This is a genomic window from Streptococcus sp. 27098_8_76 (assembly GCF_041432315.1).
Taxonomy (GTDB): domain Bacteria; phylum Bacillota; class Bacilli; order Lactobacillales; family Streptococcaceae; genus Streptococcus.
Genome location: NZ_JAPVZI010000001.1, coordinates 123,598 through 145,182, shown reverse-complemented (window position 1 = coordinate 145,182; position 21,585 = coordinate 123,598). Strand labels below are relative to the sequence as shown.

The window sequence follows — 21,585 nt, the reverse complement described above, 5'->3', positions numbered from 1 at the left end:
CCCTTAGCGTTTTGACAATTTTTCTTCGATAGTTGCAATCATTTCATCACGAACTTCCTTGACTGGAATCTCAACGATAACAGATCCAAGGAAACCACGAACAACCAAGCGTTCTGCAGTTGCCTTATCCAAGCCACGGCTCATGAGGTAGTACATATCTTCTGGATCTACCTGACCGATAGAAGCCGCGTGTCCTGCAGTTACGTCATTTTCATCAATCAAAAGAATTGGATTAGCATCTGAACGAGCCTGGTCTGAAAGCATGAGAACACGACTTTCTTGTTGCGCATCTGCTCCCTTGGCACCCTTGATAATGTGACCAATACCATTGAAGGTTAAGGTTGCTTTTTCAAGAATAACCCCATGTTGTAGGATATTTCCGATTGAGTTGCAACCATAGTTAGTTACTCGGGTATCAATCCCTTGTACCTGACGGCCACTTGAAAGAGCTACCACTTTAAGGTCCGCATGGCTACCATTTCCAATCAAGTCGCTATCAAAGTCCGCAACGACGTTTCCTTCGTTCATGACACCGATTGCCCAGTCAATGCTTGCATCGTTGCCTAATTTACCACGACGGCTAATGTAAGCAGTGACGTTTTCACCTAGACGGTCAATCGCAGCAAACTTCACTTGCGCACCAGAACGTGCAATTACTTCTACTGTGATATTAGCAGTTGCTTTGGCACTTCCTTCACCGCGTGATTCTAAACGTTCCAGATAACTAATCTTAGAGTTTTTACCAGCGATAATCATAATATGCTTGTTAAACGGCACATCACTATCGCTGTCTTGATAGAAAATTCCTTCGATTGGTTCTTTAATCTCAACATTATCAGGAATGTAGAGAACAGCACCACTATTGAAATAAGCAGTATGGTAGGCTGCTAATTTGTCATCGTCATACTTAACAGATGACATGAAGAATTCCTCAATAAGCTCTGGAATTTCTTCTAAAGCTGAGTGGAAGTCTGTAAAGACGACACCCTGTTCAGCTAACTCAACTGGAGTTTGCTCAAAAACAGTTTGAGTTCCTACTTGCACCAACTTCAAGTGGTTATCTAGTGCAGTGAAATCTGGAACATTTGCTGATGGCTCGCTTTCTGTAATCGTTCCATCACCCAGATTCCAACGGTGGAATTTGACACGCTCAATAACTGGTAATTCTAAACTCTCAATCTTATCAAAAGCTTTTTGACGGAGTTCAGCCAACCAGCTTGGTTCAGCGTGCATTTCTGAAAAAAGTTTAATAGTTTCTTTAGTCATTTACTTCTCCTAAAAGATACGAGGGAATTACAATTCTTCCTTGTAGTCGTAGCCAAGTTCTTCAGCTAGTTTTGCGTATCCTTCACGTTCCAAACGAGCAGCCAATTCTGGACCACCTGAAAGGACAACACGACCTTCCATCATGACGTGTACCACATCAGGTGTGATGTAGTTCAAAAGACGTTGGTAGTGAGTGATAATCATAGCACCAAAACCTTCACCACGCATGGCATTAACACCTTTAGAAACAACTTTAAGGGCATCAATATCAAGACCAGAGTCAATCTCATCCAAAAGGGCAAAAGTTGGTTCCAACATCAAAAGTTGAAGAATCTCATTACGTTTTTTCTCACCACCAGAGAAACCTTCGTTGAGGTAACGCTCAGCCATTTCTTCTTTCATGTTGAGCAATTCCATCTTCTCATCCAATTTAGTGATAAACTCACGAACTGAGATCTTTTCATCGTCTTCTTTACCAGCATTCATAGCTGCACGAAGAAACTCAGCGTTAGTAATACCAGGAATTTCTGATGGGTATTGCATAGCAAGGAAAAGTCCCATACGTGCACGCTCGTCCACTTCCAACTCAAGGATATTTACGCCATCAAACAAGACTTCACCTTTGGTAACTTCATAGTTTGGATTTCCCATGATAGCGGCAGAAAGAGTCGATTTACCAGTACCATTTGGTCCCATGATAGCGGCGATTTCTCCTGTTTTCAGGGTCAGGTTAACCCCTTTTAAAATTTCTTTTCCTTCAATCTCGACGTGAAGATCTTTGATCTCTAATACTGACATGATAATTCCTTTCTTTTTTAAGACCTTTACAGTTCTTACTGGAAACATACTTGATTTCCCTAGAAAATACGGTAAAAGGTCAATAAATATACTTTTATAGTATAACAAAAAAAAGCCTAAAAGGCTTTGATTTTGTCTAGAAGCTGAGGACTAGTCTTTTCCTTTTAAATGCTGGTCAATGACATCTACAATCTTGCCCATCAAGTAACTAACTCGGAAATTTCTAAAGAGCAAAATGGCCCAAAAGGCTGCCATAATATAACGCCCAGTCATCCAAGCTTCATTGAAAAAATAGGTCTCAGCAGCTGTAAACAGCGCGATGATAATAAATTGTTGTCTATTCATAAACTTATTGTATCATGAAATCTTTCTTTAGTCTTCTTCTACCTTCACTTTATCAGCCAAAAATTCAAATCCTTCTGGAATCAGACTTTCTTCTGCTTCTTTTTCAGTTTGAGAAGATTTGGCTTTGGCTGAAAAGGCTGCGCGAACTTCTTTCCATTCCTCCATGGAAATAGCTAAAATCTCAGGTGAAAAACCTGCTGCCTGACTGAGGATATTGCCAAACATGGTGTTGAGATTTTCTCGTTTCATGGTTTGACCAGCATTGAAGTTAGACTCAAAAGCAAGAATAGCATGGTGTTCATTGGCCGCAACCGGTTGAGAACCAACTAGCAAAGCCTTATCAGGACCTCCTAGACTTTCAATCACCTCTCCCCAGGCATTCTGCAAGCGTATCAGATTTTGACGTGCTAAATCAGGATTTTCGACAGCCTCTTGTAAGATAGATTGAACTTTATTACGATCCACACGATAGACTGTCTTGCCTGCTGTTGGACGACTAGGAGCTGGATTTGTTGGCTTAGCTACGGTTCCCACATTGGCGAGTTCATGTTTGAGACGGGCAACTTCCTGTCTCAATGCAGAAATTTCATGTTCAACCGCCCCAGAAAGAGTTGCTTCAGGCTTAACCTCCGCCAAGCGAATAGTCATCATCTCAGCATAAATCTTAGGCTGCAAACTAGACTTAATATCTGCTAAACTGACTGTCGCTAAGCGAATCATTTCAAACAGATTTTCTTGAGGAAGTGCCAAATTCTCTACAAATACTGGACTATGATGAGTGTTTTCTCCCCCTGTTTGAACAATTAACAAGTCTCTTAAATAGTGCAAAAGGTCGGTCACAAAACGAGTCATGCTCTTACCATTTTCAAAGAGAAGATTTAAGCAAGACAAAGCCTTGGGAACATCCTGTTGAGACAAGGCAGCCACATAATCATCCAAGGCTGATAGGCTAATGGTGCCAGTAATTTCTTCAGAGATAGCAGTCGTCAATTCATTTCCCTGTGTCAAACTCAGGGCTTGATCCAAAATAGACAAGGCGTCCCGCATTCCACCTTCAGCTCGTCTAGCGATAATTTCCACAGCCTCTGGTTCAGAAGTAATATTTTCTTTTTCTAAAATATAGTGGATATGTTCCTTAATATCCTGTGTCTTAATCGATTTAAATTCAAAACGTTGCACACGGGATAGAATAGTGGCAGGAATCTTGTGCAATTCAGTAGTGGCCAAAATAAAGACTACATTCTGTGTTGGCTCTTCCAGCGTCTTTAGGAGGGCATTAAAAGCTCCTGTAGACAGCATGTGAACCTCGTCTATGATATAAACCTTATAACGGGCAAGACTAGGGGCATAGGTAGATTTATCACGAATTTCACGGATTTCATCCACCCCATTATTAGAGGCTGCATCCATTTCGATGACATCTTCTAAACTACCATCCGTCACTGCCTGACAAATATAGCAGTTATTACATGGTTCACCACCCACTTGATTGGGACAGTTCATAGCCTTGGCAAAGATCTTAGCCACACTGGTTTTTCCCGTTCCACGAGGACCAGAAAAAAGATAAGCATGACTTATTTTCTCTTGCTCTACAGCTTGTTTAAGGGTCTTAGCCACAACTTCTTGACCAACCAACTGGGAGAAATTTTGACTTCTATATTTTCGATAAAGTGCTTGATACATTAGGCTTTCTCCCCAAACATTGTAAAGTCCCATTCTGTCTTTTCAAGCAAAATAGCGACAAATTGTTCCAAATAATCTCGATCCATAGTATCATAATCATCAATCTCTGAAGAATCCAGATCCAGAACCCCTAGCAATTGACCATTCTTAACTATCGGAACAACAATTTCACTTTTTGCTCTACTATCACAAGAAATATAGTTGGGATAAGTTGTTACATCACCAACCAGAACAGTTTCCTGAAAATGAGCTGCCTCCCCACAAACACCTTTTCCCAGTGCAATACGGATGCAGGAAACACCTCCTTGGAAAGGACCTAAAACCAATTCCTTTCCATCGAACAGATAAAAGCCTGCAAATACGGTATTAGGAAAGCGTGATTTTAGAAGAGCACTGGCGTTGGAAAGATTAGCCAAAACATTGGTTTCGCCTTCCAATAAAAAAGAGAACTCCTCATTTAACATTTGATAACGTGATTGTTTTTCTGATTCTAACATAGAACTATTATATCAAAAAAGGCTTACAGACAAAAGAAAAATCCCTTGTTTAGAAAACAAAGGATTTTATAAATTTTCAATTTGATTAAAGTTCGATATCACCGAACAAGTCAGCCATTGAGAATCCTGTTTGTGTTTCTGGAAGTTCGAAATCACGTTTTTCTTGACGTTTTGGACGACGTGGACGAGCAGCACGTTTTTCTTCTTTTTGTCCTTCTTCTTGAGCTGGACGCTCTTCAAGAGCTTTGATAGAAAGTGATACGCGCTCTGCATCTGCGTTAACTTCAAGAACTTTAACTTTAACTTCTTGACCAACTTTAAGAGCTTCTTTAGGATTTTCAATACGTTTGTGTGAAATTTGTGATACGTGAACAAGTCCATCGATACCTGGCAATACTTCAACAAATGCACCGAAGTCAGTCAAACGTTTAACTGTTCCTTCTACTACATCACCTTTAGCCAATTTTTGCTCAACGCCATCCCATGGTCCAGGTGTTGTTGCTTTAAGTGAAAGTGATACACGTCCTTCTTCTTCGTTAAGATCAAGGATTTTCACTTCAATTTCTTCACCAACAGTTACAACTGATTTTGGTGATACGTTACGTTCATGTGACAATTCAGTCAAGTGAACCAATCCGTCAACACCACCAAGGTCGATGAAAGCACCAAAGCTTGTGATACGAGCAACTTTACCAGTTACAACATCACCAACAGCCAATTTACCGAATACTTCAGCGCGAGCCGCTGCAGTAGCTGCTTCAACAACTTCACGACGTGAAAGGATGAAGCGGTTTTCTTTAGCGTCAACTTCTTTGATTTTAGCATCAAATTCTTGACCTACAAAACGCTCAGTGTTACGTACGAAACGAGTATCCAACATTGAAGCTGGGATGAATCCACGAACACCTTCAAATTCTACTGAAAGTCCACCTTTAACGGCACGAGTTCCTTTAACAGTAACAACTTCTTCTTCGCGACCAACAAGTTTGTCCCATGCTTTGCGAGCTTCAAGGCGTTTTTTAGATACAAGGTATGTAACTGTATCAGTATCTTTACCAACTACTTGACGAAGTACAAGAACATCCAATACTTCTCCTACTTTAACAAAGTCATTGATATCTGCATCGCGATCGTTTGTCAATTCGCGAAGAGTCAAGACACCTTCAACACCAGTTCCAGAGATTGCAACGTTAGCTTGAGTCGCATCAACTGTCAATACTTCAGCACTAACAACATCACCAGTCTCAACTTGGCTAACGCTATTTAGCAAATCTTCAAATTCGTTCATCTAAAAAATCCTCCAACAATCAAGTTTTTCTTAAACTTGACATACTTATAATTTTTTTCCTAAGCACCCGCAAGGACATGTTCATATCGTTCACGTCTTTCAATTATAAAAATAAAATACCCTAAGATATTTTGCTTTTTATCTTGATTATTACCTAAGAACTGGGGTAGCTGGATTCGAACCAACGCATGAGGGAGTCAAAGTCCCTTGCCTTACCGCTTGGCTATACCCCATTGATAAAATGGAGAGAGAGGGATTCGAACCCCCGAACCCGAAGGAGCGGATTTACAGTCCGCCGCGTTTAGCCTCTTCGCTATCTCTCCTACAATCAACATGGACTATTATATCATGAAAATTTCAAAAAAACAAGACTTATTTTGCTAAATTATAATTTTCAATCAAAATTTCCACAGCTTTTTCCAATTTTTTATAAAAACTATCGACATTCCCATTCTTTATGATGGCAAATTGTCCGTCTAATTCGGCAATTTCTCCGATAACTTTTTTACCAATGGTCAAGGTATAACCTTCAAAACTGTCTTTTCCTACATTAACCTTGGCATCTGCTACTTGAATTTCAATTTTTTTATCTTTCTTACTCATTTCATACCTCTCTTCACTTTTTCTATTTTACAAGAAAATCCTAAAACTAGCAAGAAAAAACTCTATATCATTCCAAGTCTGATATAGAGTTTTCTGCTTTATTTAATGTGTTTTTCTAGTTCTTTTTGGTACTTACCGTTTGATTCCAATTTTTCTTTTTGCCATTTTTTCAGTGCTTCTTCATATTCTTTTGTTGTAACAATATCTTTTTGCAATTTCATCCCTTTAAAGATATATGGGTCACCCTTAATACCAACTTGTGAGTATGGTTTTGAGAATGGCACGACATTACTTACAACTGGAGAACCACCAGATGAGGCTGTCGGCATCAATAATGAACTATCCGTCAACCAAGCTTGAGCCTTGGCATATTTTTCATAGCGTTCTTCAAGATTTGTAGTCTCTGAATCTGCATCATCCAATAATTTCTTATATTGGTCCAAACCAAGTTTCGCTACAACATCCTTATCTTTTCCTTTAGTAATACCAAGGTGTTTCATAGCAGAACCTGATTTAGGATCCATGATATTCAAGTAAGATGCTGGGTCTTGATAGCTTGGAGCCCATCCTGTACTGTTCAAATCATAGTCTTTTTGAGAAGGAACACGCGCTTGAGAAGTGATTGTTTCCTTTTCATTATCTGTCATTTGAAGAACATCAATGACAACATTTTCTGCACCAAGAGTTGATTCGATAGACTGTTTGAAAGAATTACTTTGTTGAACGGCGATGGTATCTGTTTGTTCAACTGGGACATCCAAATGAATTGGGAAAGTTACCCCTTTAGATTCCAAGTCTTTCTTAGCTTTTTCGAACGCAGCTTTAGCCTTGTCAGGATTATAGATAGAATCCTTACCGTCAACTAGCTCAACACCTTTCCATTGGTCACCATAGTTCACCAACTCAGCTTGGGCGATTTGACCAAAGTTTTTACCCCCTGCTTGTACAAAGTTGTCAGGAACAAGGCTGTTACGAATAATCTTGTCCGCACCGTCTTCACCATTTAGCTGGGCAGCATAAGAATGACGGTTGAAGGCAAAGTTGATAGCCTGACGGAAGTCCTTATTAAGCATAGCTTCTTTAGTAGAAGTCTTTTGCTCTTCACTTGTTTTCGCAGTTTTATTATATGACTGACGATTTACGTTAAAGGTGAAGTAATAGCTACTTGAGTCCTGTGGGCTATAAGTGATTTTATCTCCGTATTGTTCCAAAGTAGAAGCAAAGTTTGAGCTACTTGGGAAGAGACGGGCTGTCGTATAAGCACCAGAAGAGAAGCTACGAATCAAGGATTCCTGATCAGAACCATCGTAGTAGGTCAATTTGATCTTCTCGATTTTTACCTTTTCTTTATCCCAGTAGTTTGGATTTTTCTCGTATTCGATTAACGATTTAGAAGTCAAGGTCTTCAAGATATAAGGACCATTGTAAAGAATCCCTGCTGGAGTAACTGCTCCATAATCTTTACCTGATGCCTTCAAAAACTCTTCATTTACAGGCAACATCGTCGCTGTTGTAACTTTAGAATTCCAGAAACTTTCTGGTTTGTTTAGGGTATATTCGACTGTATAATCGTCCAAGGCCTTAACACCAACTGTAGAGAAATCGTTCGTCTCACCAGTCATGTAGGCATCCAAACCCTTGATTGAATTTTGGATGAGAGAGACACCGTCTGACTTACCGTCAGCTACATGTTTCAATCCTGTTACAAAGTCATGGGCTGTTACTTCTGCATATTCTTCACCTTCAGAAGTGTACCATTTAACTCCTTTACGAAGTTTGTAGGTATAAGTCAAACCATCTTTTGACACAGACCAATCCTCAGCCAAGGAAGGGATAACATTTCCGTACTGGTCGTTTTCCATCAAGCCATCAACCACGTTCCCGATGATATCTGTTGTCGATGTACGAGTCGCTATACTATAGTCCAAAGATGCTGGATCTACTGCATAGACATATGAAAATGTTGTCGGTGCATCTGCTTCTTTATCAGCTTTTCCACAAGCCACTAAAAGAGCTGTTGTGCTCAGGACCACTCCTGCTGTTAAGAGCCACTTTTTCGATTTCATCAAAAATCTCCTTTTGTTTGTTTTAATCTACTTTTACAATCCAACCTTCTGGCGCTTCAATATCACCAAACTGAATACCAGTCAATTCATCATAGAGTTTACGAGTCACAGGACCTACTTCTGTTTCACTATAGAATACATGGAAATCATCACCGTGCTGAATTCCACCAATTGGTGAAATAACTGCTGCTGTACCACAGGCACCTGCCTCTACAAAGCGGTCAAGGTTATCAATTGGGACATCCCCCTCAATAGGAGTCAAGCCCAAGCGGTGTTCTGCCAAATAAAGCAAAGAATACTTAGTAATAGATGGCAAGATAGATGGACTCAATGGTGTTACAAATTCATTATCAGCTGTAATTCCAAAGAAGTTAGCTGAACCGACTTCTTCAATCTTTGTATGAGTTGATGGGTCTAGATAGATAACATCTGAGAAATGACGTGACTTGGCCAATTTCCCTGGCAAGAGACTGGCAGCATAGTTCCCACCAACCTTAGCTGCACCTGTACCATTTGGCGCTGCACGGTCGTATTCATCCTGAATCAAGAAGTTGGTTGGAACCAATCCACCCTTAAAGTAATTTCCAACTGGCATAGCAAAGATGGTGAAAATGTATTCCTCTGCTGGTTTAACCCCGATAATATCTCCAACACCAATCAAAAGTGGACGAAGATAAAGGGTTCCACCTGTTCCATATGGTGGTACGTATTCTTCATTCGCGCGGACAACTGCCTTACAAGCTTCTACAAACATGTCTGTCGGAACTTGTGGCATCAAGAGACGATTACAAGTACGTTGCAGACGTTTAGCATTTTCGTCAGGACGGAAAAGTTGAACACTACCATCCTTAGTACGGTAAGCTTTCAAACCTTCAAAGGCTTGTTGACCATAGTGAAGACTTGGAGAAGACTCTGAAATATGCAAGGTTGCATCTTCTGTAAGTTCTCCTTGATTCCATTGTCCATTTTTAAAATGAGCAATATAGCGATAAGGTAATTTCATATAGGAAAAACCAAGATTTTCCCAATCAATCGTTACTGTCATATTCCACTCCTTATTCTAAAAACCTATTTCTTATATTCTACACTTTTTTTCTAAAATAGCAAGTATATTTTGTAATTTTCAGAAAATTTCTTCAATAAAAAGAATCTAAGGTATCTGTCGTAATGAATCCTATATGGAGATTGCATAAAAGACTCAAATTATTCTTCTATCTCGTTTAGTAAAATCTATTCAATAACTGAACTTATTTTTGACATACATGGAGCCCGTACATTAATATTAGTAACCTGTTTCGACAGAGATATGATAAAATGAACTAAAGATAGTACACAATGTGGTACAGTCATCTTATACCATATTCAATAGATTTACGTAAAAAAGTTCTTGCCTATTGTAAGCGAACAGGTAGTATAACAGAATTCCAAATCTCACGTAATACCATTATCTAAAAGAGAAAATAGGTGATCTAAACCATCAAGTAAAAGGAACAAAACCAAGAAAAGTTGATAGAGACAGACTTAAAAACTATCTTACCGACAATCCAGACGCTTATTTGACTGAAATAGCTTCTGAATTTGGCTGTCATCCAACTATAGCGTATTGAATCTAGAATAGCACATTACGGTTGCTAAAACATTTTTAGAAAAAATTGACTTTCTCAATCACTTTGTTCACATCTTATTTCAATCTACTATACTATCCACTATGCTCTCAAAGCTATAGGCTACACTCGAAAAAAAGAATCATACCTACTATGAACAAGCCCCAGAAAAGTAGCTTTATTTCTTATTCCTCCCCACTCACCTGAGTACAATCTTATTGAGAAAACCTGGGCTCATATCAAAAAGCACCTCAAAAATTGTCCTACTCTTGTTTCAATCCGCTGTGTTTCTTATAAAAAACAAAAGGACTAAGGGAGTGAATTTCCTTAATCCGATAGTCTCTCAAGCCTGACGCTGACCAAAGTCCTTAATCATCTGATCCATTTCTTGTCGACTCGGAGTTGTCAACATATACAGGTAATCTCCTTGAAGTTCCGCAAAGGCCGCTGGCATGATTTTTTTAACCTTGAACTGCTGGCTATATTTGTCAATCAAATCCTCTTCTGAATAAACATAGTGAGCATTTGCACGGCGAGAAGTAGCCAAACAATACTGAGGTTCAAATTCTGACGCTGGGAACTCTTCTCCTGCGACAATGGCTGCATAGCCACGATAGAGGTCCAAGGAATGGGCAAAGTTATAAACATCAATGGTAAACCCACCTGCAGGACGGTTATTGTACTCAATGGCAATATAATCATCCCCCTCACGGAAGAACTCAATATGGAAGAACCGTTCTTTCATACCAAATTCCTTGACAATTGCCTCACCATATTTACGTAATTTAGGATCCATATCCTTGAGAACGTAATAAGAATTGTCCATCTTGTAAATCATGAGATCAAGCGGTGTATAGGCGTAGTCAAAGGTTGTTGAAAAGACAATCTTTCCTTCCTTGTCCACTAGACCATCAAAGGTGCAAATTTCGCTAGAGGTGACAAATTTCTCAAAGAAATAAACAGTTGAATGATCCCACTCAGCCTTGAAGTGATTGATATCGTCCTCTGTCTCAAGCTTAAAGGTCGCGGCTGCTCCCACTCCATTGTCAGGTTTGGCAATCATTGGAAGGCCGATTTCGTTCACTGCTTGATCAACATCTGCTTCCGTCTTGATAACAGCTCCAGGGACCACAGGGACACCTGCTTTTTTGAAAAGCTTCTTCATTTCAGACTTAAATTTCGTCTTTTTGAGATCCTCTGGTTTGGCACCAAAAACATTGAATTGTTCTCTGAGTGTTGCATCCAACTCAAGCCAGTATTCATTATGAGACTCGATGCGGTCAATCGGGCCATGTTTATAAAAGAGAAAAGCAACTGCTCTCTTGACTTCATCTATATTTTCAAGATTGTCCACACGGAAATACTCGGTCAGGCTATTGCGTAAAGGTTCATCCAATTGCTCGTAAGGTTCCTGACCAATTCCCAAGACGTTGATTCCTTTATTAGCTAGTTCAATGGTAAACTGTTGAAAGTTTTGTGGATAGTAGGGAGAAATAACAAGGTAATTCATAGGTAACTCCTTTTATAAATAGAGATTGCCGAGGAAATAAGGCATTTGTTTGCGCCACCATTCCCAGTCGTGGGCGACATCGTGTCCCCATTCAGCAAACCAGGCTGGAATTTGTTTCTGGTCAAAGGCTTCTTTAAGCTTGTAGAAGGATGGCAGACCGTCTTGTTCCCAAGCTCCAAGTCCTGTACACAGCACAATCTCTGCCTGACGGTAACGGTCAATAAACCAGCCGTCGTTTTGGTTCCAGATATAATCAACTGGCGAGTTTTGGTAAATAGCATCGTCGTTATAGTAATCGCCGACAAAGAAACGTGCGTCGTAAACACCACTGAGAGCAATCACTTTGGTAAATACATCTGGATGCTGAAGGAAGAAATTGAGTGCATGGTAGGCGCCCATCGAGCAACCTGTCGTCATCATGCCATCAAACCAACCTGTCTTATGCTTGATAAAAGGAATGGCCTCCTCAATCACGTAGCGTTCGTAGGCACGGTGCATCTCCGCTTGGTCGTGACCGTTTTTCCAAGTGGCCAACCAACTCTCACTATCCACACTAGATAGGGTAAAGAATTGGACACGGCCTTCCTCAATAAAGGAAGCACAAGCATCAATCATGCCAAAATCATAGTATTCATTGTGACTACCACCTGATGAAGCAAAGACCACAACTGGAATCCCAGCATGACCATAACGGTTAAGGTACATTTCACGGTTAAGATGGCCACTCCAGTGGCTAAGATGTTCAATATGCATATTTTCTCCTTTCTTACTTTACCTTACCAGTTTTCTGCAAAAAATCTCAGACAGTCTGGTAAATTCTCCGACCAAGGGATTTCACTATGGATGGCACCAGACTGAACTTTCAAAACAAGATTGTCCAAGTGTACTCCCCCTGCAATCAAATCATGGTAATACTGAAGAGACGAGTCGATATAGGCTTGTTTGATATTGCCAGCCATCAAGGTCTTGTCTGTATCATCTGCTTCTTCTGTTCCAACATAGATAAAGATACGCTGGTCAGGCGATAGTTGCTGACGCTCGATATAGCGGTTAAAGGCTTCTTGGTGGAGCCAGTTGGCAGATGAAAAGACGCCCAAGCAACCAATTTGGTCTTGGTATTCCAAACCGATAAACTGGGTAATATTGCCTCCTAGTGAGGAACCAATCATGGCTGTATGCTGGCGGTCTGCTTTTGTACGATAAGTTTCATCAATAAAAGGCTTGACCACCTCCATGACAAACTCGGCATACTCCACACCCTTACCGCCAAACTGCTGCCCTGGGATTGGAGATTCTTGGAACTTCCAAGCTGCATACTCATTCATCCGCCCCATTCCATCATTGTCAATGGCTACGACAATCATGCGACTGATATCAGGATTACGCTTAATAGCTGGGATAATCTTCCATGAATGACCAATGAAAGACTCCTTACTATAAAAAACATTTTGCCCGTCATGAAAGTATACAACAGGATAGGAACGATTCGTGTCTTTCTCATAATCTTTAGGTAGAAGAACACGCACACGGCGCTCCTTACCTGTATAAGGAACCTTGAGTTTGTGTTCTTTCATTTTTAAATAAAAGTAGGATTGATTCATTGTCAGAAAACTCTCTATATTCAAAATTTTATTTCATTATATCACAATTATAGAAAAAAAGTTAGTTTTGCTTCCGTTTTTGGAATTAAAAACTAACTTTTTCATCTATTTTTCTATATTCTTCTGGATTTTCTGATTAGAGCAAATTATCAATCAAGTCATCCACTTCATCTTTTTCAGCCTGCGGTGTAATCTCAGTAATCATGATTCCAGCCACAGCTCGCTCAACTAAACCTTCAACATCCATACGTGCTTCATACTGCTCTGCATTCTTAATCTTAGGATTAGTCTTTGGACGATCTGGCGCAAAAATGGTACAACAGTCTTCAAACGGTTGGATTGAAATGTCAAAGGTATCGATTTCCTGGGCGATGTCAATGATTTCTAACTTGTCCATAGTAACCACAGGACGAATGATGGGAGTGTTGGTCACAGCGTTAATAGCCTGCATACTTTCAAGAGTTTGACTGGCTACTTGACCTAGGCTTTCCCCATTGATGATAACTAAACCATTTCGTACCTCACGAATACGGTCAGTAATACGCATCATAAAACGACGAGTTAGAGTCATCAAGTAAGCTTCTGGCGCTTTAGCCTTGATTTCCTCTTGAATCTCTGTAAAAGGCACTTCGATAAACTGGATATTGCCCCCAAACTTGGTCAATTTACGAGTCAAATCCTGTGCTTTTTTAAGAGCACCAGGACTGGTGTAAGGTGGGCTGGCAAAATGAACAGCCTCAATATCCACTCCACGTTTCAAAGCAAGATAACCTGCTACAGGTGAGTCAATCCCTCCCGACAACATAAGCATACCTTTACCTGAAGTTCCAACTGGCAAACCACCGGCCCCACGAATAGTTTCATAAGAAATATAAGCAGCTTCATCACGAATCTCCACCTGAAGATTGATATCAGGATTTTTCATCTGAGCTTGCACATTTGGAATTGCTTCAAAAACAGCTCCTCCAAGTGTTTGATTGAGTTCACGACTATCCAACTCAAAGTTGTGGTCGCTACGCTTGCTAGAAATTTTAAAGGTCATGCCTTCCTTGTAGATGTCCTGCATAATCTCTTGCACAGAAGACTTCAGAACTTCTACAGATTTTTCAACCTTATAAACAGGGGAAAAGTTTTGAATTCCAAAAACTTGTTTGAGCGATTCTGCTACTGCTGTGTAATCCGCGCCATTGAGGTATGCATGGGCACGATCACGATCTGCGGTTACCTTAACTTGGGGATAGATAGACAAAACGTCTGAAATATTATTGCGAAGTTTATTGATGAAACGCATACGGTTTTTGCCCTTGGTTGACAGCTCACCGTAGCGAATCATAATTTCTGAATACTGCATGAATGCTCCTATCTTACTTTTCTAGTTTGATTGTAAATCAATTTTAACTTGGTCAAAAACTGCTCGACCTGACTCATATCATTTTCAAGGTCTAGACTAAGACGCACAGCTGACTGAGCTTTATTCTTGTCCACTCCCATGGCAATCAGGGTTCCGGCTGGTTTTCCTGCCTTAGATGAACAAGCTGAGGTCGTTGAGATGAAAATATCATAGTCTTCAAAGGCGTGAACAATGACCTCACCACGAACACCCTTAATTCCAAAAGTTAGGATATGAGGGGCAAAATCTTCCTCATCTGAAAAGACAAAAATATCTGGATAGTCCAGAAGTGCTTGACGAATCACTGCCTTCATCTGCCCAGTCTTGCTTGTAAAGAAATCTAGCTTTTCCATAGACAAACGGAGGGCCTTAGCTGTTGCTGCAATCCCTGCTACATTTTCAGTTGTCGAACGGTAATCACGCTCCTGACCACCACCAGTCAACAGTGGCGTAATTTTCTTACCAGACTTGATATAGATAAAACCAACACCACGAACTCCGTGGAACTTGTGACTAGAAAAAGTCGCGAAATCCACTCGTTCTGTCAGATACTTTTCAGTCGGAATCTTGGCAAGTGCCTGAACCGCATCAACGTGGAAGGAAATAGTCGGTTTGTCTGCCAATAGTTTTGAAATAGCCTCAATGGGCTGGATAGAACCGATTTCATTGTTAACTGCCATGATGGAAACGAGGGTCGTATCTGGTCGTATCAAATCTGCTAGCGCCTCAACATCCACAAATCCTTTCTCATTAACTGGAGCAAAATCCACTTCAAAACCTTGAGATGTCAACCAAAGAGCTGATTCCTTGACTGCTGGATGTTCAATGGCTGATACGATGATGTGCTTGCCAAACTGGGCTTTTTCAAAGGCCACACCCTTGATGACCCAGTTATCTCCTTCTGTCCCACCAGATGTAAAGAAGATTTCATCACTTTTCTTACCGATTAAATCTGCAATCTGTTGACGGGAAGCATCTAAAATTCGTGTTGCCTGGTCTCCCAAACGATGGAGACTAGATGGATTTCCTAAAATTTTTGAAGCGACCTGCATATAAGTTTCAAGTGCTTCAGGATAGGGCTTAGTCGTCGCCGAATTATCAAAGTAAATCATGTTTTCTCACGCTTTCTAAAATCACTCCTTCTATTGTATCATGAAACGGAGCTTGCGACAAGAAAGGGCAATTCCTCTTTTTTTAAGATTTTTTTAAAGAAATGCGGTATAATAAATTTTAATTAAAGGAGAGAATGTATGTCTAATTATCGTAGAACTTCAAAACCAAAAACAGAACACATCAAAAAAGGCTTTACAGTCTTTCAAAAAACCGTTGCTACAATCGCTAGTATCCTTGGCTTGATTACCGCAAGTATCACTATCATGAACGCCTTGGATAATAACAAAAATACTAAAAAAGAACCTACGACAAGCCAGACGACAACTATTGTCAAAGAAATTCAAAAAGAATCCCCTAAGGAAAACACTAGTCCTAATAAGGAAAATAATACTAGTCAAGAAAAAACACAGCAAGAGGAAACGCCAAAAGCTAGCGTCAAGGAAGAGAAAAAAGAAGATCAGAAAACAGCAACTCAGGATTCTTCTACTCCTACTCCAAGTAAATCGACTAATGAAAATGAAAAACAGTCCAATACTCCAACTTCAGAAAATAAAAGCAATCCTCAGTAAGCACATGATCTAAGAAAAAATCAACTCAAAAAATAAAACTGCGCAGTAACTTCTGTCTTGACCACAATCAAGCTAAAGAGAGACTGTGTTTTTGTATAATTGATGTTTTAGATGCTAGATTCTTGACCAATTTTGTGAGATTCATACTCATAAAGATGAATCCTAGCGATGTTATGACAGTTTATTTATTTCTAACATAAACTCTGCACATGCCAAAAATACTCTCTCATCTGCCCCAAAAGGGAAAACATCCATTTTCTGTTTGACATAAATTCAAAAGCCTTCTTCACGCAGAAGTTAGTAACCCTTTTACATCTGACATAAATAACCTAGTTCAACCACTTCATAGGCATTACTTCCTGTTTTATTCTTATTTTATACTCTTCGAAAATCTCTTCAAACCACGTCAGCATCACCTTACCGTACGTATGTTACTGACTTCGTCAGTTTTATCTGCAACCTCAAAGTTGTACTTTGAGCAACCTGCGGCTAGCTTCCTAGTTTGCTCTTTGATTTTCATTGGGTATCAATTATAAACCATGGCATAATAAAACGAGCATATTCAACTGATACATCGCTCGTTTTTTTGATATTTTAGAGGTGATTTTTTGCTCAACCTCTTTTTGCTTACTAAAAATTAAAGAATTCCATAGCCTGTTTGAAAAGCAATTCAGTATACTCTGGGTCTTCTTGGGCAATGGTAACTTGCTCTTGAATCATTTCCAAGTCATCTGTTATCATGCCATCAGCTCCCAAATGAACAGATTTATCAAAGGACTCTGAACTATTAATTGTCCACACGTACAATTTCTGATCGGTATTCCAAAGCTTGTTGACAAAATTTTCATCTAAAGTTGAATACTCCATGGTGTAACCTGTCGCCTTGGTTCTTGGAAAGATACTATTGTAAGGTAGAATGAAATAAACTGGAATTTGAGAATCGTAGGCTAAAACCTGGTCAATCACATGATAGTCCAAGGATTGCATTTGGTGACCATTCTGCTTAAGAACTGTTCCATATTTTTCCATAAAGCGTTTCATCATATCTGGACTATCTTTTCGACTGGTTTTAATCTCAATAAGAAGTTTCTGATGCAATTCATTAGCTTTGTTTAGATAAGCATCAAAACTAGATACCTTGGTATGATAGCCATTTTCAGAAATATCAAGTTTGGTTAATTCATCCAAAGTTAGATCCTGAGGATTGGCATTAACTCCTGTCAGATTCTTGATATTAGCATCATGCATCATGACAAACTGGCCATCTTTTGTTTCCTGAACATCTGTCTCAACGAAATCTGGAGATAACTGAGCCGTCTTTTCTAAAGATTGGACGGTATTTTGAACACCATTTTTATCTGAAACACCGCGATGAGAGATAATTAAAGGTTTATGTGAAACTGGAGCTTCTAAATAAACATAACCCTCAAGAGCGAAAAATATACAAGCACATCCCATCACTCCCCATCTCATCCAGTGGTCTTTCTTTCTCCTTGGTGTGATTTCTAGTTCCTCCCCTGTCAAAAAGGAAACAAACTTAATGAGAAAGTAAGTCAAGGCCATATAGTGGAAATTCTTAATCAAGACAAAGTTGATAATTCCCAGCACAAGAGATTCCCTATGGGTCAAACCATCCATCAGTGTCTGACTTGCCAAGATTGGAATCAATAAAAGAATGAAAAATAGGTAGGTTTTGACAACAATCCAAAGTAAGTTCCAGATATAAAACCAGGAGTGCTTTCTTGTCTTCTCTAGACTGTATTTGACTGCTTCTTTGACTGTTTTTTTCTCAAATAAAAGCTGGGGTAGGGCAAACATCAAACGTATTGAAATGTAGAACAGCAACAAGGCTAGAACAGTGATTACCAAACCGACCAACCAGTACTTATCTTCTACATAGGTTACTATGAATTCCGGAATGACAATTTTATTGAGGTAATAAATCTTTAAAATCTTTCGAATCAATGGAAAGAGCATCATGACATAAAAGAAAATAAAGGCCATTTTGGAAATCGTCACTTGTCTCATAAATAAGAAACTTTGGCGAAAGACCTTTCGACTGTACTCCAGCAAGGTCCTCCTTTCGTGATAGAGGAGGTGTCGAGCTCCGATAAAGAGGAGCCCTATCTGGTAATAGGCTACCAGTAAATTAACAATTACCAGAACAAATAAAGCAAGACTAACAAAGGGAGAACCCTTTATAATTGCAAAAATATTGTTGTAGGAAAGAAAGAGATAACCTGTCTGACGGAGTAACAGTCCAGCAATCCAAGAATTAAGTGGTAACCAGACAAACTCAATCATCAGGAATATCAAGAAAAAGAGAAAGAGAATTTTATCTAGATTAAAGTAGATTTTCCTAAAACCTAGATTTTTAGGTTTTTCAGGTCTCATAGGCACTCCTAGTCAAATAATTGAGACAAGTCCAAGCCGCCAAAAGGATTGTTTGATAGGCTACTTTCTGTCTCTAACAATTCTCTAGCTTGATCCGACTCTAGGAAGGACTCGTAAACACGCGCCGTCATCCGAGCATCCTCTAGACTATTATGAGACTGACCTTGAAATCCAAGAAATGAGGCAACAGTTTGCAATTTGAGATTGGCAATACCATGTAAATCCGAACTACGGCGTTCAAAAGCTTCATCATACAGATCAACCTTGTACTGTTGGCTGTAATCTAAACCATGCTCCACTAAAATAGGTAAATCACTTTTAACAGCATTGTAGCCTATCATCGGCAAAGAACCCACAAACTCTTGGAATTCCTTTATAACTTCCTCCACTGGGGGAGCATCTTTTAAGGTCTCAGCTGTAATTCCCGTCAATCCATTGATAAAACTCTTTAGAGGCACACTAGTATGGACATAGGAATCATAGGCGTCGATTTCCCGACCATCTCTAAAACGCACTGCCGATACTTGAATCAAGTGTGTTTGTCCTTCATGCTGATTAAATTCTAAGTCAAAAGCAATGTAATCTTCTAATTGTTCCATTTTCTACCTCTCCTATACTGTCTCTCTTCTTATTTTACTTGAGCAACTATACTATTTAGATTAGAAATAAAAGAAGCCATCAGGTTAGCATTTAACCTAAACAGCTCCTTGATTATCCTCCAAATAAACGAGCAAAAAAGCCTTTCTTAGTGGATTGGACTTCTTCTTTTGCTTGGTCCAGCTCTAGCTTAAGATTTTCTTGATCCTTCATTGCTTGAAGAGTCAATTGTTGCTGCTGATCAAGTTGTTTGTCTTTCTCAGCAATCTGACGGTCTTTGATGCGCATCTGCTCGTCTTTTTCTGATAACTGACGATCCTTGGCTTTTAATTGTTCATAAAGACGGAGAATTTCTGCATTCTTCTCATCAACCAGAATCTCCATCAATTCACGTTGCTTGACATCTTCACTGACAGGCTCATCTTCAAAAATCGTTTTTTTATAGATTTCTTCTAGCTTAATCAAGCCACTTCTGGTAACGACTGTTACCCCTTTGTCATTTTTATCTGTGTCTTCTTCTGGTAATTCTTTGACACGGTTATTGATTGCTTGGCGAGATAATCCTAAGACCTCTGCAATCTCACTGACGGTCATTTCAATACTCATAATATCCTCTGAAACGTTTTCTAGCTTTTCTTTACTTAAATCTTATCATAAGCTAGAAAAACTGTCAAATTTCCGCTTAATCTAAAGCCTTCAAAAAGGCTAATAAGACTTGGGCAGAGCGACGTCCAGCTTCGATAATAAACTCATCAAAAGAGATGTTTGCTTCATGGTTGGCATTATCACTCATAGCTCGGATGACTAAGACTGGAAGATCAAGAGCATGCGCTGCCTGAGCAATAGCTGCTCCTTCCATCTCAACTGCTAAAACTTCTGGAAAATGGGACTTAATCGCTTCTATCTTGTCATTTCCTGCAACAAAACTATCTCCTGTAGCAATCAAACCAAGATGCCAGTTCTGGTCCAATTGAGATAGACTCTCTTGAATTTTAGCAACAAAGGTTTTATCCGATTCGAAATAAAGTGGTTGTTGCGCCATTTGTCCATAAGCATAACCAAAAGCTGTGACATCCACATCATGATAGGCTAATTTGTCAGCAATCACAACATCCCCAACAGCAATACCCTCTGCTACTGCCCCAGCTGATCCCGTGTTAATTAGAGCATCCACTTGGAAATGATCAGCCAAAATCGCTACACTCATAGCAGACATGACCTTACCAATTCCACTTTCTACAAGAACGACTTCATGAGAGGCAATAGTTCCTGTGTGATAGGTATTGCCTAAAACAACTTGCTCCTGGGCATTGTCTAAATGCTGGACCAGATACGCCAGTTCTTCTGGCATAGCCGCAATAATTCCTATTTTCATTTCAATTCCTTTTCTATTACAAAAGTTTCATTGCTAAGACAAGCAAAATTAAGAGAAAGATGACTGCAAATAAGATTTTATTCAGTTTAGAATTGAAGACATTTCTCTTGGTATTTTCAATGCGACGGCTTTTATGAATAGACGGTTCGACCTGAATCTTCAAGGTTTCTTGGCTAAAGCTATGTCCCTTAGGATTGGCATAACCAAAACGGGAAGAAGAGGTTGGTAAAACCTTAGTCTCCTCATCATCTAGCAAAGGGGGACCTGAAATTTTTTCGCCTCTATTAGCTCTTTCAATCATTTCATCCGTTAATAAAGGTTTACTCATACTGACCTCCTCTATTTTTTGTGCAATTCCCAGTATTGAACAGCCATAATTGTCTTGGCATCACAAATATGACCTGATTGGATCAATTCCTTAGCTTCTTCTAGGCTCACTTCAAGGACTTCCAAGGTTTCATCTTCATCCTGAGGGCGCGGATTTTCAACCTTTGTCAAGTCACTCGCTAGGTATAATTTTAACTTTTCATTACAAAAGCCAATGGCTGAATAAAAGTCATACAAAAGTTCTAATTTCCCTGTGTAGGCTGTTTCTTCCTCTAATTCACGAAGTGCTGCTGCGACAGGGTCTGTGTTTTCTCCTACCTCCAATTTTCCGGCTGGAATTTCGTAAGAGACTGCCTCAATGGCTTTACGGTACTGCTTGACCAAGATGAGTTTTTGCTCATCCGTTACAGCTAAAACACAGACAGCTCCATTGTGGAAAATCAAATCCCGCTGTGCAGTTCCCTTACCTTCTGGTAATTTAACCTGATCTTGAACCAGTTTAAAAATTGGTCCTTGATAGATTTCTTTTCGGCTAAGCGTTTTTTCTTCAAATTCCATG

The 21,585-nt window shown here is 39.6% G+C and carries 22 protein-coding genes, 2 tRNA genes and 2 pseudogenes; 3 read left to right on the top strand and 23 right to left on the bottom strand.

The annotated features are described in order from the left end of the window. Positions 1–3: 3 nt before the first annotated feature. The 11 genes from sufD to O3636_RS00705 all read right to left on the bottom strand — a co-directional run bounded on the left by sufD (position 4) and on the right by O3636_RS00705 (position 9,591). Positions 4–1,266 carry a Fe-S cluster assembly protein SufD gene (sufD, locus tag O3636_RS00755; protein WP_261043774.1) on the bottom strand — a complete coding sequence of 421 codons (1,263 nt, stop codon included), beginning with the start codon at positions 1,264–1,266 and terminating at the stop codon, positions 4–6. A gap of 27 nt (positions 1,267–1,293) precedes the next feature. Further along, entirely contained in the window at positions 1,294–2,064 is a 771-nt protein-coding gene (gene sufC / locus O3636_RS00750; protein WP_000114489.1) for a Fe-S cluster assembly ATPase SufC, read from the bottom strand. 150 nt (positions 2,065–2,214) lie between these two features. Then, positions 2,215–2,409, bottom strand: coding sequence for a DUF3272 domain-containing protein (locus tag O3636_RS00745; RefSeq protein WP_001081602.1), 195 nt, complete (start codon positions 2,407–2,409; stop codon positions 2,215–2,217). Between the two features lie 27 nt (positions 2,410–2,436). Further along, positions 2,437–4,092: a DNA polymerase III subunit gamma/tau gene (gene dnaX / locus O3636_RS00740; protein ID WP_371641373.1), complete on the bottom strand. Its 1,656-nt coding sequence runs from the start codon at positions 4,090–4,092 to the stop codon at positions 2,437–2,439. Then, positions 4,092–4,589: a GAF domain-containing protein gene (locus O3636_RS00735; RefSeq protein ID WP_033676928.1), complete on the bottom strand. Its 498-nt coding sequence runs from the start codon at positions 4,587–4,589 to the stop codon at positions 4,092–4,094. The genes dnaX and O3636_RS00735 overlap by 1 nt, the downstream gene beginning before the upstream one ends. Before the next feature lie 85 nt (positions 4,590–4,674). Further along, positions 4,675–5,877 (bottom strand): 30S ribosomal protein S1, encoded by a 1,203-nt coding sequence (gene rpsA / locus O3636_RS00730; RefSeq protein WP_001001630.1) that lies wholly within the window; start codon positions 5,875–5,877, stop codon positions 4,675–4,677. 161 nt (positions 5,878–6,038) lie between these two features. Further along, positions 6,039–6,110: transfer RNA gene (locus O3636_RS00725), tRNA-Gln, on the bottom strand. Positions 6,111–6,119: 9 nt separating this feature from the next. After that, positions 6,120–6,200 (bottom strand) — tRNA-Tyr (locus O3636_RS00720). Between the two features lie 49 nt (positions 6,201–6,249). Next, on the bottom strand, positions 6,250–6,480 hold the full coding sequence (locus O3636_RS00715) for a DUF2969 domain-containing protein (protein ID WP_000037113.1): 231 nt from the start codon (positions 6,478–6,480) through the stop codon (positions 6,250–6,252). 98 nt (positions 6,481–6,578) lie between these two features. After that, a complete protein-coding gene (locus O3636_RS00710) occupies positions 6,579–8,546 on the bottom strand; it encodes a peptide ABC transporter substrate-binding protein (RefSeq protein ID WP_371641372.1) in 1,968 nt (655 codons plus the stop codon). 22 nt (positions 8,547–8,568) lie between these two features. Beyond that, positions 8,569–9,591, bottom strand: a complete 1,023-nt coding sequence (locus O3636_RS00705) for a branched-chain amino acid aminotransferase (protein WP_153226070.1) — start codon at positions 9,589–9,591, stop codon at positions 8,569–8,571. A gap of 308 nt (positions 9,592–9,899) precedes the next feature. On the opposite strand from O3636_RS00705, the pseudogene O3636_RS00700 reads away from it, so the two are divergent. Further along, positions 9,900–10,141, top strand: a pseudogene (locus O3636_RS00700) (IS630 transposase-related protein); the annotation flags it as partial. A 196-nt stretch (positions 10,142–10,337) separates the two neighbouring features. After that, positions 10,338–10,463 (top strand): hypothetical protein, encoded by a 126-nt coding sequence (locus tag O3636_RS00695; RefSeq protein ID WP_371470574.1) that lies wholly within the window; start codon positions 10,338–10,340, stop codon positions 10,461–10,463. Positions 10,464–10,493: 30 nt separating this feature from the next. Here O3636_RS00695 and O3636_RS00690 read toward each other — a convergent pair whose 3' ends face one another. The 5 genes from O3636_RS00690 to O3636_RS00670 form a co-directional block, all read right to left on the bottom strand. After that, complete coding sequence (locus O3636_RS00690; protein WP_153193317.1) at positions 10,494–11,660, bottom strand: acetyl-CoA carboxylase biotin carboxylase subunit family protein; 1,167 nt, start codon at positions 11,658–11,660, stop codon at positions 10,494–10,496. 12 nt (positions 11,661–11,672) lie between these two features. Then, positions 11,673–12,413 carry an esterase family protein gene (locus O3636_RS00685; RefSeq protein ID WP_000546753.1) on the bottom strand — a complete coding sequence of 247 codons (741 nt, stop codon included), beginning with the start codon at positions 12,411–12,413 and terminating at the stop codon, positions 11,673–11,675. 23 nt (positions 12,414–12,436) lie between these two features. Beyond that, on the bottom strand, positions 12,437–13,261 hold the full coding sequence (locus O3636_RS00680) for an alpha/beta hydrolase (protein ID WP_219966580.1): 825 nt from the start codon (positions 13,259–13,261) through the stop codon (positions 12,437–12,439). A 136-nt stretch (positions 13,262–13,397) separates the two neighbouring features. After that, on the bottom strand, positions 13,398–14,612 hold the full coding sequence (gene thiI, locus O3636_RS00675; protein WP_172931140.1) for a tRNA uracil 4-sulfurtransferase ThiI: 1,215 nt from the start codon (positions 14,610–14,612) through the stop codon (positions 13,398–13,400). Between the two features lie 8 nt (positions 14,613–14,620). Beyond that, on the bottom strand, positions 14,621–15,763 hold the full coding sequence (locus O3636_RS00670; RefSeq protein WP_371641371.1) for a cysteine desulfurase family protein: 1,143 nt from the start codon (positions 15,761–15,763) through the stop codon (positions 14,621–14,623). A gap of 138 nt (positions 15,764–15,901) precedes the next feature. Between O3636_RS00670 and O3636_RS00665 the strand changes: the two genes are divergently transcribed. Then, the gene (locus O3636_RS00665; RefSeq protein ID WP_371641370.1) at positions 15,902–16,333 is read left to right on the top strand and encodes a DUF6556 family protein; all 432 of its coding nucleotides are present in this window, start codon (positions 15,902–15,904) and stop codon (positions 16,331–16,333) included. A 20-nt stretch (positions 16,334–16,353) separates the two neighbouring features. On the opposite strand, the pseudogene O3636_RS00660 reads toward O3636_RS00665, so the two are convergent. The 7 genes and pseudogenes from O3636_RS00660 to O3636_RS00630 form a co-directional block, all read right to left on the bottom strand. Next, positions 16,354–16,606 (bottom strand): annotated as a pseudogene (locus O3636_RS00660) (IS5/IS1182 family transposase); the annotation flags it as partial. Positions 16,607–16,963: 357 nt separating this feature from the next. After that, positions 16,964–18,727, bottom strand: a complete 1,764-nt coding sequence (locus O3636_RS00655; RefSeq protein ID WP_261023910.1) for a glycerophosphodiester phosphodiesterase — start codon at positions 18,725–18,727, stop codon at positions 16,964–16,966. Positions 18,728–18,735: 8 nt separating this feature from the next. Further along, positions 18,736–19,326 (bottom strand): 3'-5' exonuclease, encoded by a 591-nt coding sequence (locus O3636_RS00650; RefSeq protein ID WP_261039544.1) that lies wholly within the window; start codon positions 19,324–19,326, stop codon positions 18,736–18,738. Between the two features lie 112 nt (positions 19,327–19,438). After that, the gene (gene rocS, locus O3636_RS00645; RefSeq protein WP_000021242.1) at positions 19,439–19,930 is read right to left on the bottom strand and encodes a chromosome segregation protein RocS; all 492 of its coding nucleotides are present in this window, start codon (positions 19,928–19,930) and stop codon (positions 19,439–19,441) included. 76 nt (positions 19,931–20,006) lie between these two features. Then, a complete protein-coding gene (locus tag O3636_RS00640; RefSeq protein ID WP_078352019.1) occupies positions 20,007–20,699 on the bottom strand; it encodes a 5'-methylthioadenosine/adenosylhomocysteine nucleosidase in 693 nt (230 codons plus the stop codon). 16 nt (positions 20,700–20,715) lie between these two features. Beyond that, entirely contained in the window at positions 20,716–21,027 is a 312-nt protein-coding gene (gene macP, locus O3636_RS00635; protein WP_371641369.1) for a cell wall synthase accessory phosphoprotein MacP, read from the bottom strand. An 11-nt stretch (positions 21,028–21,038) separates the two neighbouring features. After that, the gene (locus tag O3636_RS00630) at positions 21,039–21,584 is read right to left on the bottom strand and encodes an NUDIX hydrolase (protein ID WP_219966573.1); all 546 of its coding nucleotides are present in this window, start codon (positions 21,582–21,584) and stop codon (positions 21,039–21,041) included. Between the last annotated feature and the right edge of the window lies 1 nt (position 21,585).